12 protein-coding genes are annotated in these 17548 nt (G+C 56.7%); all 12 read left to right on the plus strand.

The window, feature by feature from the left end; all coding sequences use genetic code 11:
• Positions 1-212: 212 nt before the first annotated feature.
• Positions 213-797: an ANTAR domain-containing response regulator gene (locus AC2FJZ_RS07775; protein WP_050606146.1), complete on the plus strand. Its 585-nt coding sequence runs from the start codon at positions 213-215 to the stop codon at positions 795-797.
• Positions 794-1963, plus strand: a complete 1170-nt coding sequence (locus AC2FJZ_RS07780) for an ABC transporter substrate-binding protein (protein ID WP_496776868.1) — start codon at positions 794-796, stop codon at positions 1961-1963. The genes AC2FJZ_RS07775 and AC2FJZ_RS07780 overlap by 4 nt, the downstream gene beginning before the upstream one ends.
• 270 nt (positions 1964-2233) lie before the next feature.
• Entirely contained in the window at positions 2234-3598 is a 1365-nt protein-coding gene (locus tag AC2FJZ_RS07785) for a CmpA/NrtA family ABC transporter substrate-binding protein (RefSeq protein ID WP_496776870.1), read from the plus strand.
• Between the two features lie 70 nt (positions 3599-3668).
• Positions 3669-4751 (plus strand): ABC transporter permease, encoded by a 1083-nt coding sequence (locus AC2FJZ_RS07790; protein ID WP_496776872.1) that lies wholly within the window; start codon positions 3669-3671, stop codon positions 4749-4751.
• Between the two features lie 5 nt (positions 4752-4756).
• Positions 4757-6436, plus strand: a complete 1680-nt coding sequence (locus tag AC2FJZ_RS07795; RefSeq protein ID WP_496776874.1) for an ABC transporter ATP-binding protein — start codon at positions 4757-4759, stop codon at positions 6434-6436.
• 4 nt (positions 6437-6440) lie between these two features.
• Complete coding sequence (gene nirB / locus AC2FJZ_RS07800; RefSeq protein ID WP_496776876.1) at positions 6441-8876, plus strand: nitrite reductase large subunit NirB; 2436 nt, start codon at positions 6441-6443, stop codon at positions 8874-8876.
• Complete coding sequence (gene nirD / locus AC2FJZ_RS07805; RefSeq protein ID WP_496674027.1) at positions 8873-9205, plus strand: nitrite reductase small subunit NirD; 333 nt, start codon at positions 8873-8875, stop codon at positions 9203-9205. The genes nirB and nirD overlap by 4 nt, the downstream gene beginning before the upstream one ends.
• A complete protein-coding gene (locus AC2FJZ_RS07810; protein ID WP_496776878.1) occupies positions 9205-11865 on the plus strand; it encodes a molybdopterin-dependent oxidoreductase in 2661 nt (886 codons plus the stop codon). The genes nirD and AC2FJZ_RS07810 overlap by 1 nt, the downstream gene beginning before the upstream one ends.
• Before the next feature lie 543 nt (positions 11866-12408).
• A complete protein-coding gene (locus tag AC2FJZ_RS07815) occupies positions 12409-14238 on the plus strand; it encodes a DUF3604 domain-containing protein (RefSeq protein ID WP_496776879.1) in 1830 nt (609 codons plus the stop codon).
• A gap of 285 nt (positions 14239-14523) precedes the next feature.
• On the plus strand, positions 14524-15156 hold the full coding sequence (locus AC2FJZ_RS07820) for a tyrosine-type recombinase/integrase (protein WP_496674016.1): 633 nt from the start codon (positions 14524-14526) through the stop codon (positions 15154-15156).
• Between the two features lie 268 nt (positions 15157-15424).
• On the plus strand, positions 15425-16591 hold the full coding sequence (gene iadA, locus AC2FJZ_RS07825; RefSeq protein ID WP_496776881.1) for a beta-aspartyl-peptidase: 1167 nt from the start codon (positions 15425-15427) through the stop codon (positions 16589-16591).
• A gap of 55 nt (positions 16592-16646) precedes the next feature.
• Positions 16647-17537, plus strand: a complete 891-nt coding sequence (locus AC2FJZ_RS07830) for a cyanophycinase (protein ID WP_496776883.1) — start codon at positions 16647-16649, stop codon at positions 17535-17537.
• The last annotated feature ends 11 nt before the right edge of the window (positions 17538-17548 follow it).

Genomic DNA, 17548 nt, shown 5'->3' on the forward strand with positions numbered 1-17548 from the left:
TCAGACATGTTCACCGCTCAGTTTTAGAACCGTGAATCATGCTGCAAAACGAAAATCAATGGGTCCTGACCCTAGATGGCATGTAGAAAAACTGTGCAGACATTCCGCTACACGTAAAAATAAGCTGACAAATTAGGCAAAATGGCAGCCTGATGAAATGCTTAGTGGCCTTGGAATTGCGATCGATGAAGCTTGGGCTCATTTGGGTGCCTATGAAACAACACCTTACTGTCGTTGTCGTTGAGCAAAATCAAGAACGTGCTTTTGCAATTGTGGATGCCTTAAAAGGGTCTGGAAACGTAGACGTTTCTGTAATCGGTAATGTCTCCGGGTTGGCACGTAAAATCGCAATGCATAGCCCAGACATTGTTCTGATCGACATAGACAATCCATCGCGGGATATGCTGGAAGAGTTGACCGTTGCCTCCGGTCCGATGGAGCGACCGGTGGCCATGTTCGTCTCGGGCGCTGCGGGCGGATTAGCGAAAGCCGCCGTTGAGGCAGGGGTATCAGCCTATGTAGTCGATGGCCTGCAAGCCGAGCGCATCAAACCTGTGATCGATACCGCCATCGCCCGGTTTCAGGTACTACGCCAGCTGAGGACCGAACTGGCAGAGACCCGCCGTGCTTTAGAAGAACGCAAAGTGATTGACCGCGCCAAAGGGTTGTTGATGAAAGCCAAAGGTGTATCTGAAGAAGAGGCCTATGCCCTACTGCGTAAAACAGCGATGAACCAGAACCGCCGTGTTGCAGATGTGGCCGAAGCCTTGGTCACGGCTTCGGGTTTGTTGTCATGAGAACTGTAACATTGCCTGTCGCCTATATGCCTTTGGTTGACGCGGCCCCGTTGATTGTCGCGCGCGAGATGGGGTTTGACCATGCCGAAGGCGTTTCTCTGGATCTGCGACCGGCCCCGTCATGGTCATCTCTGCGCGATATGTTGGCTTTTGGGCATGTGGACGCGGCGCATCTGCTGTCACCTGTACCCGTTGCGATGGCCTTGGGTTTGGGCGGTATCGCGACGCCGCTGTCCGCAGTGTCTGTCCTATCCCTGAATGGCAACGTCATAGGCGTTGGAACCCAATTGGCAAGGCGTCTGACCGATCAGGGCTATGACTTCGATTTCACTGATGCCGCTGCGGCTGGGGCTGCACTGGTAAAGGCTGCCGGTGAGGTTTTGGTGTTCGGAGTGCCTTTTCCGTTTTCGATGCATGTTGAACTGCTGCGCTATTGGGTTACGGGAACCGAACTGGCTTCGAAACAGATCGAAATCCGCACTGTCCCGCCCCCTCTCATGGCGCAGGCGCTTGCAGGCGGCGAGATCGATGCCTTCTGCGTGGGCGAGCCTTGGGGCTCATTCGCCGTGGATGACAATGTTGGCGCGTTGCTGCTGCCCGGTAAGGCGATCTGGACCTGCGCACCTGAAAAGGTGTTGGCGGTTAGAAACGACTGGGCCGAAACTGAGCCGCATTTGCTGGGTAGCCTCATGCGGGCCGTTTGGCGTGCGGGACGTTGGCTTTCAAACACAGACAGCCGAACGACCGCGTCCGAGATGCTATCGCGCAAAACCTACCTCAATGTCTCACCCGAACTAATCGACCGTGCATTGATGGGCGAACTCACAACCTCGGCGCGCGGCGAGCAACGCCATGTGGATGGGTTTGTCGAGTTCTTTGATGGCGCTGCCACCTTCCCATGGCGCAGTCAGGCCAAGTGGATCGCGCATCAGCTAGCACAACGGAACGGGATCGATGCCAGCACGGCCGAACGTCAGGCCGCCCGTGTCTTTCGCAGCGACCTCTATCGGCGCGAGCTGTTCGGGCTGGGTGTCGAAACCCCCGGAGCGTCAGAGAAGCGGGAAGGGGCGCTTCCAGAACCGACCACCGTAGCCTCGACAAACGGAAGCTTGATTCTGGCACCGAACGTCTTCTTCGATCGTCGCATTTTCGAGCCAACGGGGTGAGAGTGCCCAAAATTTTTGCAACGCAGCATCAAATCACGCTGCAGTGCAGAAAAATCGCACTTTGACGCTCAAAGCCGGGTGACGGCCCGGATCAAGGATGTCTTAATCGGGACATCGGAAGGCAACGACGCCCACCGACGGAATTCGCCCATAATCCAGGGCACCTCACAAGAGCAAAGCCGCTCGACCATCCGCCACCTCCTCCCGGCGGACTGTGTCGGCGGTTTTTTTGTTTGCCCAAGAGGTTGGGCTGAACCGAAAGGGATCGAAATGAAAAAGCTTCTTTTAGGCCTCGTCGCAACTACGGCGCTTGTGTCTCCGGCGCTGGCCGAACTGGAACTGGAAAAAGACGAACTGACTTTTGGCTTTATCAAACTTACCGATATGGCGCCGCTGGCTGTCGCTTACGAGAATGGGTACTTTCTGGACGAAGGCCTGTTCGTGACGCTGGAAGCACAAGCCAATTGGAAAGTTCTATTGGATGGCGTGATCGACGGGCAGCTTGACGGTGCACACATGCTGGCCGGACAGCCTTTGGCCGCGACTGTCGGATACGGGACCGAGGCGCATATCATCACACCGTTTTCGATGGACCTGAACGGCAACGGCATCACCGTGTCCAACGAAATCTGGGAAGAGATGAAACCAAACATCCCGGTGATGGAGGATGGTCGTCCTCAACACCCTATCAGCGCCGAGGCGCTTGCTCCGGTCGTTGAGAAATACAAGTCCGAAGGCAAGCCCTTTAACATGGGCATGGTCTTCCCAGTCTCGACCCACAATTACGAACTGCGCTATTGGCTGGCCGCGGGTGGGCTGCATCCGGGGTACTACAGCCCGGACAACGTGACCGGTCAGATCGGTGCGGATGTGTTTTTGTCGGTGACACCTCCACCACAGATGCCAGCCACATTGGAGGCCGGTACAATCTATGGCTACTGCGTGGGTGAGCCGTGGAATCAGCAAGCGGTATTCAAGGGCATCGGCGTTCCGGTTATTACCGATTACGAGCTGTGGAAGAACAACCCCGAGAAGGTTTTCGGCATCACGGCTGAGTTCGCTGAGGAATATCCGAACACTACTCTGGCGGTGACCAAGGCTTTGATCCGTGCGGCGATGTGGCTGGATGAGAACGACAATGCCAACCGCCCCGAAGCCGTCGAGATCCTAAGCCGCCCGGAATATGTGGGTGCGGACTACGACGTCATCGCCAATTCGATGACTGGCACTTTCGAATATGAAAAAGGCGACAAGCGTGAGGTTCCCGATTTCAACGTGTTCTTCCGCTACAACGCGACCTATCCGTTCTACTCGGACGCGGTTTGGTACCTGACCCAAATGCGCCGCTGGGGTCAGATCGCCGACGCCAAGTCAGACAGCTGGTATGACGAAGTCGCTAAGTCAGTTTACAAGCCCGAAATCTATCTGGAAGCCGCGCGCTTGCTAGTCGACGACGGCCTTGCGAATGAGGCTGACTTCCCTTGGGAGAGTGACGGCTACAAGGCACCAACGCCCGCCGAGGATATCATTGATGGTATCGCCTATGACGGTCGCACCCCCAATGCCTATCTCGAAAGCCTGTCCATCGGTCTGAAAGACGGTCAGACGATCGTCGGCTCGGACGTGCAAGGCTAATTCCCCAGCCGCGCCCGGCCCTCGCCGGGCGCAGACCCCAAAGTGCCCCGCCATTGCAAGGACACCTCAGATGACAACGGTCGATCCCGAATTCAACGCAGACGCCGCCCGAGAGGAACGTCGCGCCCGCCTTTTCACTCGCATCAACGCCGCCGACAAGTGGTTCCAGGTGTTGGGCCTCAGCTGGGCCACGCCTGTCCTAAAGGCTGTCGCTGGCGACAACCCACGCGCCCAGATGACAGAGATTTGGCGGTTGCTGATCGTACCACTGTTATCGATCTGTGCCTTCCTGCTGCTCTGGGCCACACTGGCCCCTAAGGTGCAGACCTCGCTGGGCGCGGTCCCCGGGCCAGCGCAGGTTTGGGCGGAGATGGTCAGCCTGAATGAGGACGCCAAAGCTAAAGCGGCAAAACGCGCCAAGTTCGAAGCCATGGTCGAGACGCGCAATCAAAAGTTTATTGTTGCCGGCCAGCCGGAGAAGGTGAAAGACGTCGCTTTCACCGGGGCTCCGACCTACTATCAACAGATATGGACCTCGATCAAAACAGTGTTTTTCGGCTTTCTGATCGCCACTGCCCTTGCGGTCCCGCTGGGCATCGCCGCTGGCCTGTCTCCGACCGCAAATGCCGCGCTGAACCCGCTGATCCAGATCTTCAAACCGGTCTCGCCGCTGGCATGGCTGCCGATCGTCACCATGATCGTTTCGGCTGTCTACGTCTCCAATGACGGATGGTTCGCAAAGGCCTTTTTGATCTCAGCCATCACGGTGACCCTGTGTTCGCTTTGGCCGACGTTGATTAATACCTCTCTGGGTGTGGCGTCCATCGACAAGGACCTAGTGAACGTCTCCAAGGTTCTGAAAATGAACACCTATACCAAGATCACCAAGCTGGTGCTGCCCTCTGCCTTGCCGCTGATCTTCACTGGTCTGCGCCTGTCGCTTGGTGTTGGCTGGATGGTCCTGATCGCCGCGGAAATGCTGGCGCAGAACCCCGGCCTGGGCAAGTTTGTCTGGGATGAGTTCCAGAACGGTTCCTCCAGCTCTTTGGCCAAGATCATGGTTGCGGTCTTTACCATCGGCATCATCGGCTTCCTGCTGGACCGTGTGATGTATGCCCTGCAATCCCTTTTCACCTTCACGAAGAACCGGTGAGCACGATGAGCATTCTAAGCTTCAAGGACGCCTCTAAATCCTTCGGTGAAGGCACTGCGCGCGCCGATGTACTGAAGGGCATCGATCTGGACGTGCAAGAGGGCGAGTTTCTGGTGATCCTTGGTTTCTCAGGCACTGGTAAGACGACCCTGATCAACCTGATGGCCGGGCTGGATCACCCGACCAGCGGAGAGGTCACGTTCAAAGGCGCTCCGATCAAGGGCCCCGGCCCGGAACGGGGGGTGATCTTTCAAAATTACTCGCTGATGCCTTGGCTGACGGTCGGTGGCAATGTCGGGCTGGCGGTTGATACGGTCTTCCCGGATCTCAGCAAGACTGAGAAAGCCGAAAAAGTCGCGCATTACGTCAAGATGGTGGGCCTCAGCCATGCCGCGACGCGCCGCCCGGCGGAACTGTCCGGCGGGATGCGCCAGCGGGTCAACGTGGCGAGGGCGCTGTCGATGAACCCTGAGGTATTGCTGCTGGATGAGCCTCTGTCGGCGCTCGACGCTTTGACCCGTGCCAATCTGGCGGACGAGATCGAACACATCTGGGAAGCCGACAAGAAGACTTGCGTGCTGATTACCAACGACGTCGATGAAGCAATCATTCTTGCCGACCGGATCATTGCACTGAACCCCGATGGCACGCTGGGGCAGGAGTTCCACGTGTCGATCCCGCGACCGCGCGAACGCGGTGCCATGAACAACGATGAGACGTTCAAACGCCTGCGGGCGGACGTCACCAAATATCTGATGGACGTAGGGATCGAGGCCAAGGTCGAAGGCACTCGTATCCTACCGGATGTCACCCCAATCCACGGGGTTCCAACGGCGGTGGCCGAGGCGCAAAAGGGGATGATTGAGAACCGCTTCCTCGATTTCTCGCAGCTGCACAAGGTGTATCCGACGCCCAAAGGCCCTCTGACCGTGGTCGAGGATTTTGACCTGAAGATCGACAAGGGTGAGTTCATCTCTCTGATCGGACACTCGGGCTGTGGCAAATCAACAGTTCTGACCATGGCCGCCGGGCTGAACGACATCTCGAAAGGCGCGATTAAGCTGGACGGCCGCCATGTAGAAGGGGCTGATCCTGAACGTGCGGTGGTGTTTCAGTCGCCCAACCTGTTCCCTTGGCTCAGCGCTAAAGAGAACGTCGCGATCGGGGTCGACAAAGTCTATCCCAAGGCCAGCATCGCCGAGCGGCAGGATGTCGTTGAATATTATCTGGAACGCGTCGGTCTGGCTGACGCGATGGACAAATCCGCCAGCGATCTTTCGAACGGCATGAAGCAACGAGTCGGTCTCGCCCGCGCCTTTGCCCTGTCCCCCAAGCTGCTGCTGCTGGATGAACCCTTTGGCATGCTCGACAGCCTGACGCGCTGGGAATTGCAGGAAGTGCTGATGGAGGTATGGTCCCGCACCAAAGTGACCGCGATCTGCGTCACCCATGACGTGGATGAGGCGATCCTGCTGGCTGACCGCGTGGTGATGATGACCAACGGCCCGCAAGCGACCATCGGTAAGATCACCAAGGTTGATCTGCCGCGGCCACGCACGCGCAAAGCTTTGTTGGAGCACCCAGATTACTACGCCTACCGGCTGGAAGTTCTCGATTTCCTTGAAGAATACGAACATGGCGCCAAGCCCAAAACGCCCGCCCCAAAGGCGATTGCAGCGGAGTGAAATCATGAAGCAAAGACTAGTTGTTATAGGCGCAGGCATGGCCTCGGGTCGGGTGCTGGAACACCTGACCGACGCCGCACCGGATGCGTTCGAAATCACCCTGTTCAACGCTGAGCCGCGCGGGAACTACAACCGCATCTTGCTCAGCCCGGTTCTGTCGGGTGAGAAGACCTATGAAGAGATCGTCACCCATGACGACACTTGGTATGCCGAGCGGGGCATCTCCTGCCGCTTTGGTGAGAAGGTTGCCAAGATCGACCGTGAGATGAAGGTGGTCGAGGGCGAGAACGGACATGTGCCCTATGACAAGCTGGTCGTCGCGACCGGGTCGAACCCGTTCATCATCCCTTTGCCAGGGCATGATCTGGATGGTGTGATCGCCTATCGCGATTTGGAAGACACGCAGCAGATGATGGGCATGGGTTCGGGAAACCAGGTCGTCGTAATTGGCGGCGGTTTGCTGGGGCTCGAGGCCGCTGCGGGGATGGCCGCGCATGGTGTTGACGTCGCCGTCGTGCATATCATGGGCCACTTGATGGAGCGTCAGTTGGACGAGGCCGCAGGCTACCTGCTGAAGAAATCGTTGGAAGACAAAGGCATCAAGATCTGCCTGCAGGCGAATTCCAAGGAAGTTCTGGGGCAAGATGGCAAGGTTCGCGCACTGCTGCTGGATGACGGGACCGAACTGCCCTGCGACCTGCTGGTTATGGCGGTGGGTATCCGTCCCAACACGGCGCTGGCGCAAGCGGCCGGTCTGGCCACCGGTCGCGGCATCCATGTGGACGATCAAATGCTGACCTCGGACCCGGATGTCTATGCCGTGGGTGAATGCGTCGAACATGGCGGAGAGATCTTTGGCCTTGTCGCCCCGCTCTACGATCAAGCGAAAGTGGCGGCGCGTGCTCTGTTGGAAGAAGACGCTGCATTCGCGCAGAAAACCCTCTCGACCAAACTGAAAGTCACCGGCTGTGATCTGTTCAGTGCTGGCGACTTCGCTGACGGTCCGGGGCGTGAAGACATTGTGTTCCGCGACCCCTCGCGCGGGGTCTATAAGCGCCTCGTGATTGAAGAAGATCGGCTGATCGGAGCCGTTATGTATGGCGACACCGCCGATGGCAGCTGGTTCTTTGGGTTGATCAAGGACGGCACCAGCATCGAAGCCATGCGCGAGACGCTGATCTTCGGCCCGGCCTATCAGGGGGGCGACACCGCGGACCCTCTCTCAGCCGTTGCAGCATTGCCGCCTGAGGCGGAGATTTGCGGCTGCAACGGCGTATGCAAAGGCGAGATTGTCGAGGCGATCAACGCAGGTGCCGACGATCTGGGCGCGGTACGTGCAGGCACCAAGGCGAGTGCTTCCTGCGGCACCTGTACTGGGCTTGTGGAACAGGTATTGCAGGTCACTTTGGGCGACGACTTCCAAACGCCTGCCGCGCAACCGATCTGCGGTTGCACCGATCTGACGCATGAGGATGTGCGTCGTCTGATCAAGGGGCAGGAACTGAAAAGCCAGGCCGCTGTCTGGCAGGAACTCAGCTGGACCACGCCCAACGGCTGCCATGTGTGCCGCCCGGCGATTAACTATTATCTACTGGCGGACTGGCCGCTGGAATACCAAGACGACCCGCAAAGCCGCTTCGTCAACGAACGTAAACACGCCAACATTCAGAAAGACGGCACATTCAGTGTCGTGCCCCGCATGTGGGGAGGGATAACGACACCGGAAGAGTTGCGCGCCATTGCCAATGCTGCCGATAAGTACGACGTGCCAACCGTCAAAGTCACGGGCGGTCAGCGCATCGATCTGCTGGGCGTAAAGGGTGTGGACCTGCCTGCGATCTGGTCGGATCTGAACAAGGCCGGTCTGGTCTCGGGCCATGCCTATTCCAAGGGTCTGCGCACGGTCAAAACCTGCGTCGGCACGGATCATTGCCGGTTTGGCACACAGGACAGTACGGGCCTGGGTATCAAGCTAGAGAAGACCCTGTGGGGGTCGTGGACGCCGCACAAGCTAAAGCTGGCCGTATCCGGGTGCCCGCGCAACTGCGCCGAGGCGACGTGCAAGGATATTGGCGTCGTCTGCGTGGATTCGGGCTATCAGATCAGCATCGGCGGAGCCGCAGGCATGGACGTAAAAGAGACCGAGTTGCTCTGCCAAGTCTCCACCGAGGACGAAGTAATCGAGGTCGTGATGGCCGTGACCCAAGCCTACCGCGAGGGCGGCAAGTATCTGGATCGCCTGTATAAATGGTTGGGCAAGGTTGGCATGGACTGGGTCAAAGCGGAGGTCGTGGACGATCTTGAAAACCGCGCTGCTTTGGTCGCCCGGTTCGAACTATCGCAAAGCATCTATCGCAAAGACCCGTGGGCCGAACACGTCAAAGAAAAAGCGCAGACCTACGCGCCGATTGCAGATTTTGCATTGGAGGCCGCGGAATGAGCTGGGTCGACATCGGACATATTGATGAGGTGCCGGTGCGCGGAGCGCGTCTGGTGAAAGCCCATATCGGCTGTATCGCCGTCTTCCGCACCGCCGAGGCGGAAGTATTCGCCGCGACCAACAGCTGTCCGCATAAAGGCGGCCCATTGTCCGAGGGCATCGTCCACGGCCAGTCGGTAACCTGCCCCCTGCACAACTGGGTCTTTGACCTGAACACGGGCGAAGCTAAAGGCGCGGATGATGGCCGCATCACCACCTATCCGGTGCGTCTTGAAGACGGTCGTATCCTACTGGACGACAGCGCGGTTTCCCGGCGGAGCGCGGCCTGATGGACGGAAGTGGTCTGCCCGAAGTTCGCTCGACCTGTGCGTATTGCGGCGTTGGCTGCGGTGTGCTTCTGCGACCTGATGGAGTTGGAGGGCTGACTGTCCGGGGCGACCCGGATCATCCAGCGAACCATGGTCGTTTGTGCTCGAAAGGGTTGGCTTTGGGCGAAACCGTGGGGTTGGAACACCGGTTGCTGGCTCCTCACGCCTTTGGTGAGGACACCAGTTGGGACAATGCGTTGCAACTGGTCGCAGATCGGTTCTCTGCCGCGATAGCTGAACACGGGCCGGACAGCGTGGCGTTCTATGTCTCGGGGCAGTTGCTGACCGAGGATTACTATGTCGCCAACAAACTGATGAAAGGCTTTATGGGCTCGGCGAATATCGACACCAACTCTCGGCTTTGTATGGCCTCTACTGTGGCAGGACACAAACGCGCTTTCGGCACGGATACGGTCCCTGGAACCTATGAGGATCTGGATCAGGCCGACCTGGTTGTGCTGGTCGGCTCGAACCTCGCATGGTGCCATCCTGTGCTCTATCAACGGGTCATAGCTGCGCGTCAGGCTCGCGGAACGAAGATTGTGGTTATTGATCCACGTCGAACAGCAAGCTGCGATCAAACCGATCTCCATCTGGCGCTTCAACCGGGCAGCGACGTCGCATTGTTCAACCGCTTGTTGGCCAGAATTCACCAAACCGGACATGTGTCAGCGGAATTTCTGGATCGCAGCGTTGGGTTCAATGAGACAGTCGAGCTGGCACAGCTTGACGACCCTGATGAGACGGGGCTGAGCCCTGGTGAGATTGAAGCTTTCTGCGATCTATGGATCGGTACCGAGCGCGTTGTGACGATCTTTAGTCAGGGTGTGAACCAGTCTTCTAGCGGAACCGACAAGGTCAACGCGATACTGAACTGCCATTTGGCCACCGGACGGATCGGGCGCCCGGGGATGGGTCCGTTTTCAGTCACCGGTCAGCCAAACGCCATGGGTGGTCGAGAGGTGGGCGGCTTGGCCAACATGCTCGCCTGCCATTTGGATATCGAAAACAAAGCCCACAGAGCCGCTGTCCAGGAATTCTGGAAGGCACCCAACATGCCACAGAAGCAGGGGCTCAAAGCGGTTGACCTGTTTCGTGCTGTTGAAAGCGGCCAGATCAAAGCACTGTGGGTCATCCACACCAATCCGGCGGCCACTATGCCAGATGCAGACCGAGTGAAGGCGGCTATCGAGGGTTGTTCATTCACTGTTGTTAGCGACCTGACAGCCAGGACAGACACCGCGCGTGTTGCAGACATATTGCTGCCAGCTGCGGGTTGGGGCGAAAAAAGCGGTACAGTGACCAATTCAGACCGCACGATCAGTAGACAGCGCACCGTTTTGGCGCCTCCGGGACAAGCGCGTGCTGATTGGGATATTTTGGCCGAAGTGGGCCGCCGCATGGGCTGGACAGAAGCTTTCAGCTATGAGACCCCAGCACAGATTTTTCGAGAATACGCTAAGATGACTTCGCTCGCCGTGTCATTTGGCAAGGATTTGGATATCACAAGTTTTTCGGACATTGATGACGAAGACTATGAGGCGCTAAGCCCAACACGGTGGCCAACGAAATCTCGCAAATCAGATGACCGTTTTTTTGGCGATGGGCAGTTTTTTCATCCTGACGGCAAGGCGTGTTTTGTGCCGGTCGCGCATCGTCCACCAATGGCGACGACTTCTGAACAGTACCCGTTTCTTTTGAACACTGGGCGAAACAGGGACCAGTGGCACACCATGACCCGGTCCGGGTTGTCGCCGCGTCTGTCAGCCCATCTTGCTGAACCATATATTGAGGTTAACCCAAACGACGTTGATCGGTTGGGTCTTAGTGCCGCAGATTTGGTCGAACTCAACAGCTCAGTTGGAAGCGGTATATTTCGACTTCGCATCACAGAGTCTGTGGCACCGGGCCAAGTGTTTGCGCCAATTCACTGGACGGGTGAAACGGCCCCATCAGCCTGTGTGGATATACTTGTTCCAAGTGTCACTGATCCGATCTCAGGACAGCCGGAAAGTAAGTCAACTGCGGTATCTGTACGGCGCATGCATGCCGCGTGGTACGGCTTTGCCGTTTCAGTTGCAGTAGGGTCCCCTAGGGCAGAATATTGGGCAACTGCCAAAACAACCAACGGCTACAGGATGGAGTTGGCAGGCAAACAGATGATAGACGATTGGGAAAGCACTGCCCGCGATTGGTTTGGGTTACCTGATGCCCAGGCCTCCGTGGTAGAAGATCCCAAGCGCGGCTCGTACAGAATTGCGCTGTCAGACGGACAGAGCATATTGGCAGCGCTCTTCGTCTCCCGCCAACCTATCACACTAATGCGAGGCTACTTGGCAACCTTTCCCGAGGTGACGCCTCAGCAGATTTTGTCCGGTCGTTCCTCCGCGTCTTCAGAAGATTGCGGACCAATAGTCTGTTCCTGTTTCGAAGTCGGGCTAAGAACCATCATCCATGCCATTCATAACAAGCATTTGATCAGTGTGGACGATATTGGCAATGCCCTTCAGGCTGGAACGAATTGTGGGTCTTGCCAGCCAGAGTTGGCTGACTTGCTCACCGAGCATTCGAAATCAATCCGCAACAAACCGCAGAACTACCCGCAAGAACAATCAGCGTAGACACAAGGTTATTTTTAACGGGAATGCGGTCCGCTTTGATTGGCTTTCAAAGCAAGCACGGGTTCCATTCACTCTATAGAACAGAACCAATTGGACCTTCCTAATAGGTTCGAACAATTTGGTCAGACGATGGCTTCGTCCTGTGTTCCAGATCTACACCCCTGTCCCAGTTTCGCGTTTGCGGCGAATGCCTCCTCTGATGCGCCGCACAATAGCTAAAGCGATCGAAGTCGAATGGCAGGTTAGGGTTGTTTGCTGATGTTGAAGCTTGAGGCCCGATTGTCTGGTTCGTCCGCGGAACTGCCATTCGCATTTGTCGCAGTCAATGACTGCTCCAAGCCCAAAGCGGCCACTCAAGGCCTGCCCCGCGAGTGGATTTTTGCCGCGCCAACTAGTCCAATGACAGTCACCCGTATGTCTATGTTCTCACCTTTCACTTGCGACAAATTGGAAAGGTGCAATGGCATCTGCCAACTATTTAACATTGCTTGGAGCCGTCTTTCGCCACCATAATCGGCAGATACAGATTGAAAGGGAGTTTTAATGAAAAGAAAGTCATTGCCAACATTGCCACTCCTCTTTCTGACCGTAGCAATTCCCGCTTTGGCACAAGATGATTGGAGCGCGCTTGAGGCCACGGTACCTGAGAACCCGATCAAGAACGCTTACTTCGGCGAAACTCATGTACATACTTCGTTTTCTCTTGATGCCTACATTGGAGGTGCACGTCTGACACCTTCGGACGCGTATCGCTTCGCGAAGGGCCAACCTGTCTCGGTAAACAACGTGCAGCGCAGAATTGGTCGACCTCTGGATTTTGCGGCCGTTTCCGATCATGCAGAATTTCTTGGCGAGATGCTCTCAACGCAGATCCCATCTGCTCCAGGGCATTACCAAGAAGCTCTTGCTGAGCTGCGCGGTTTGTCGGACATAGAAACTCAACGCGCATGGTTCGTAAAATATGTAATAAGCAACATGCGATCTGGTGAGCCTGAGCATCCACCTTTTTTTGCTGGACTTGAGACAACTGCAACGGCTTGGGAATACTATGTGGTGGGGGCTGCCGAGGCGCATTACGAGCCAGGGACTTTTACCAGCCTTATCGCGTTTGAATGGACGTCGGCCCCCAATGCCGGAAACATGCATCGCAACGTGATTTTCCGAGACAACAAAGTGCCGGACATCCCGCTTAGTGCGCTTGATACTACAGACGAGGAAGAACTTTGGGAGTGGATGGAAGAGCAAGAAGCTGCGGGCTCTAAACTGTTGGCCATCCCACATAATTCCAACGGGAGCAAAGGCTTGATGTTTGAGCCGATCGACAATGCTGGAAGTCCGATCACGCGTGAATATGCCAAGCGCCGCGCCAAGTGGGAACCGTTGATCGAAATGATGCAGATCAAAGGCAATTCCGAAACCCATCCCGGCGTTTCGCCTAACGACGAGTTTGCGAACTTCGAGAATGCAGAGAGTATCGCCACATTCAGTGAACGTTTCTTCCGCAACGATGGCTTCGTCCGTTGGGCTGCGACTAAAGGGCTCGACTATGAGCAGAAGCTAGGTGCGAACCCTTGGAAACTTGGTTTCATCGGAGGCACCGACAATCATAATGGTACCCCAAGTGATGTCGATGAGGCGACCTATAATGGCAGCCATGGTGTTGCCGACGGTACTATCGAGCAACGCCGCGAAGGCGAGATAGACGGCTGGTTGCTTGGCCCCGACGCCAACCCGGGCTCGCTCGCAGGCGTCTGGGCGTCCAAGAACACACGTAGTGCGATTTTTGACGCGATGCAAAGCCGCGAAACCTTCGCCACATCAGGCCCTAGGATACAGCCGCGTTTCTTTGGCGGTGCAATGCTCCAAAGCAACAACGATCCCGTAAAGCTTGTAATAGACGGTTATGCCAACGGCGTGCCGATGGGCGGTTCTCTGACAGCTTTGGACGGCCCACCAACTTTTGCGGTGCACGCATTAAAAGATCCGATCGGAGCCAACCTCGATCGCGTACAAATCATCAAGGGTTGGGTCGATGAAGGCGGAGCGCCGCAAGAACGCATCATAGATGTAGTGTGGTCAGGAGATCGCGTGCCGGATGTGAATGGCAAGCTGCCGCCCGTTGGCAATACGGTTGATCCTGAAACTGCGACTTACAGTAACTCAATCGGAGCTGCGGAGTTGTTTGGTCATTGGACAGACGACGATTTTGATCCTGGCGAACATGCTCTGTACTACATGCGCGTCATCGAAATCCCCACTCCACGCTGGACGACGTATGACGCCGTCCGCCACGGCCTGCCGCTCCTTGAGGATGTCGCGGTGTGGATACAAGAACGAGCATGGACTTCGCCAATTTGGTATTCACCGGAGTAGTAGCCCACAAAGGCAGTGCAGCAGGGCTTCTGTTATGCTTCCGTAATTGGAGCTTCTGTGAATTCGTAGAGCCTCTGTGTGTGCTATTGAATGGCAACTTTGTCCGCATGGCGGTCATAGGCTCGTCTTCATCGGAGGTCCGACTTGATCAGAAGCGGCCATTGAGTGTTTTGAACTGCAGTTTGAGATGCGCGCGATCGGTTTCTATGATGGCAAAGACAGTAAAGTGCGCTTATTGGCAGGGTGCCGATGCCTGGTGTGGGAGGGCTGGATGGAGACTTCACCATGTCCAGTATTCAGCTTCCAATAATCAGACCGTCTCAGCCGCCGTGGAACAAGAACCGACGAATTGGTCAGAAACGTCCACTCCTGCCAAGACAGGTTTGGGCAATTCGTGCGCGGCTCGAACTCGCCGGGAACCCGCGCAACCTTGTGCTGTTCAATCTTGCTATCGACAGCAAACTTCGCGGTTGTGATCTTGTTCGCCTGAAAGTGGCGGATCTCGTCGTTGCCGGAGCAGTTCGAGACCGCGTATCGATCGTCCAGAGCAAGACAGGCAGGCCAGTTCAGTTCGAAGTGTCCGAGAACACGCGAAGATCGATTTTTGAGTGGGTCAGATCGCCCGCCATGCTTGGTCGCGAGTTCCTCTTTCCAAGCAGGTTCCACAGTTCATCGCACATTTCGACTCGGCAATACGCACGTCTCGTGCGCAGCTGGGTGTCGGTCATCGGACTGGATCCTTGTGGGTACGGAACGCATTCTCTTCGGCGGACAAAGGCTGCGCTGATCTATCGGAAGACTGGCAACCTTCGGGCCGTCCAACTCCTGCTCGGACACACCAAGGTTGATAGCACGGTCAGGTACCTTGGGGTCGAACTCGACGACGCGTTGAGCATCGCGGAGAAGATCGACATCTGACGGTTTGACGGACGGCAGCGGCCGTTCGTCATCTCAAAACGGGTTCCGAAGGTTTAGGCGCGAACGGCTGCTCCTTCAGATACCAGACTTTGGTTTATTTGCGTTCGATGACCGCCATGCGGACAAACTTGCCATCCGCTTCATTTTTCTCATTGTCTGCTAGTGGCGTACGACCGACATCTACGCTTTCCCTGAAAAAGGGGATGGTTCTTTTGCTGCCATTTGGTGCAAAGAAGGACGTCTTCGCTCCTACTGACGGATTTGCAACGTGTTGAAGCTCATCAAGAATGCGCGTCTCTATTCACCTGAGCCTGTAGGTTTGGGCCATATTCTCACCGCGGGTGAGCGCATCATTTACCTCGGCAGTAAAAATCCCGAATTGCCGGACCAGCTTCAGGCAGAGATCATTGACGTCGAAGGTGCAGCGGTTGTTCCGGGTTTTATTGATGGGCATGCGCATATAACTGGCGGTGGCGGTGAAACCGGACCAGCCAGTCGGATGCCGCCGCTTGTCCTGTCCTCTTTCACGCGTGCCGGTGTCACTTCAGTCGTTGGAGTATTGGGCACGGACGATCTGACACGCAACACCCAGACGCTGGTGCAACAGGCCTATGGGTTGCGGGAAGAAGGACTTTCAGCCTGGTGTCACACCGGTGGCTATCACGTCCCACTGACCACCCTCACCGGTTCAGCCCGTGGAGACATTGTGTTCCTTGATCCGGTCATCGGTGTTGGGGAACTGGCGATCAGCGATCACCGGTCGAGCCAACCGACATTGGACGAGTTTCTGCGGATCGCGAGCGAGGCGCATGTCGCGGGTCTGATGACTGGCAAGGCGGGGATTGTGCATTGCCATATGGGAGATGGCGAGCGAGGGCTGTCAATGTTGGAACAGGCTATCGCGACCTGCGAAATCCCCGCACGCGTCTTCAATCCAACCCATGTCAATCGCAACAAACCACTCTTCGAACAGGCCGTGGCACTAGCACGGCACGGATGTTACATCGACGCAACCGCATTCCCTTGCGGACATGTCGAGCCGGGCATCTCTGCTGCTGAGGCCTACATTCAGTTTCGCGATTTGGGCGGTCACGCGGACCGTTTCACCATCAGCTCTGACGGTGGTGGCTGCCTGCCCGCCTTTGACCATGAAGGCAATCTGACACGGTTCGGTGTGGGTTTGTCCGACACTTTGCCGGACATGCTGCGCGAACTCACGAACAGAGGAGTACCAATGCCCGAAGCTCTGGCTCCGCTGACCTCAAATGTCGCTGACCTGCTGAAGCTGCACCGAAAGGGTCGTCTGAACGTGGGTATGGACGCTGATTTGGTCGTTCTTGACGAAAACACTGCCGTGCGGCATGTGATGGCCCGGGGGGAATGGCATGTACGCGACGGCCAGATAGCTCGACGCGGCATGTATGAACAGGTTTGAGCGTCCGCGCGGTCCTCGGTGGCTGCCCGCTATAGCACCGGAAGGTAGTTAAGATATGTGCCCTGCACCCGTTGATGCAGAAACCCCGCGCGGGTTCATCATTCCGATCGGCGGCGGTGAAGACCGCGTCAAGGAAATGCAGATTCACCGAAAGTTCGTAGAACTATCCGGCGGTGCCGACGCTGATATCGTCGTGATCCCAACAGCCTCGATGCTGGAAGAAACCGGACCGGACTATAACCGCATCTTTTCCGAGCTTGGTGCAGGCAAGGTTGAATTCCTGCCTATCTCGCGCCGCGCCGATTGCGACAACCCGGATTACGCGGGGATGCTGGATCGTGCTACCGGGATTTTTTTAACCGGTGGGAACCAGTTGCGCCTGTCAGCGATTCTTGGAGGCACGCTGGTCGCCCAGAAAATCCGGCGCCGAAACGCGGCAGGGGTGCCGGTTGCAGGAACCTCGGCCGGTGCTTCGATCATGTCCGAGCATATGGTAGCAGGCGGCAGCAGCAACTCTGGTCCAGCCGAAGGTAACATCACGATGGCTCCCGGTATGGGTTTGACCAACGCCGTCATCATTGATCAGCATTTCACCCAACGCAACCGCCTGGGTCGATTGCTAACCGCTTCATCTTTTAACCCGTTTCTAATCGGATTGGGCGTTGACGAAGACACGGCGGCCTTCATTGGGCCCGATAACGTCTTTGAAGTAATCGGCAGCGGAACGGTTACCGTGGTGGATGCGAGCCATTTGACCCATTCTTCGATGTGGGATGCCCGTCGCGGCGAAGCACTCAGCCTTCTTGGACTTCGGCTTGACGTTCTGGGTGAAGGGTGCCGTTATGATCTGACGGCTCGCCAGGCTTTTCCGCCGGATGAGCATATGGCGTTCTGCACATTGCCGGATCTGTCCGGGGATGAGGCCGCCAGCGGGGGGAAACAATAATCTAACCAACG

The organism is Ruegeria sp. CDSA079 (assembly GCF_059612245.1).

Excerpts from the sequence above, each read along its gene's own strand:
- AC2FJZ_RS07795 (WP_496776874.1), top strand. The coding sequence starts at position 4,757 with ATGAGCATTCTAAGCTTCAAGGACGCCTCTAAATCCTTCGGTGAAGGC.
- nirD (WP_496674027.1), top strand. The coding sequence starts at position 8,873 with ATGAGCTGGGTCGACATCGGACATATTGATGAGGTGCCGGTGCGCGGA.
- AC2FJZ_RS07775 (WP_050606146.1), top strand. The coding sequence starts at position 213 with ATGAAACAACACCTTACTGTCGTTGTCGTTGAGCAAAATCAAGAACGT.
- AC2FJZ_RS07815 (WP_496776879.1), top strand. The coding sequence starts at position 12,409 with ATGAAAAGAAAGTCATTGCCAACATTGCCACTCCTCTTTCTGACCGTA.
- AC2FJZ_RS07830 (WP_496776883.1), top strand. The coding sequence starts at position 16,647 with ATGTGCCCTGCACCCGTTGATGCAGAAACCCCGCGCGGGTTCATCATT.
- AC2FJZ_RS07785 (WP_496776870.1), top strand. The coding sequence starts at position 2,234 with ATGAAAAAGCTTCTTTTAGGCCTCGTCGCAACTACGGCGCTTGTGTCT.
- AC2FJZ_RS07820 (WP_496674016.1), top strand. The coding sequence starts at position 14,524 with ATGTCCAGTATTCAGCTTCCAATAATCAGACCGTCTCAGCCGCCGTGG.
- nirB (WP_496776876.1), top strand. The coding sequence starts at position 6,441 with ATGAAGCAAAGACTAGTTGTTATAGGCGCAGGCATGGCCTCGGGTCGG.
- AC2FJZ_RS07790 (WP_496776872.1), top strand. The coding sequence starts at position 3,669 with ATGACAACGGTCGATCCCGAATTCAACGCAGACGCCGCCCGAGAGGAA.
- AC2FJZ_RS07780 (WP_496776868.1), top strand. The coding sequence starts at position 794 with ATGAGAACTGTAACATTGCCTGTCGCCTATATGCCTTTGGTTGACGCG.
- AC2FJZ_RS07810 (WP_496776878.1), top strand. The coding sequence starts at position 9,205 with ATGGACGGAAGTGGTCTGCCCGAAGTTCGCTCGACCTGTGCGTATTGC.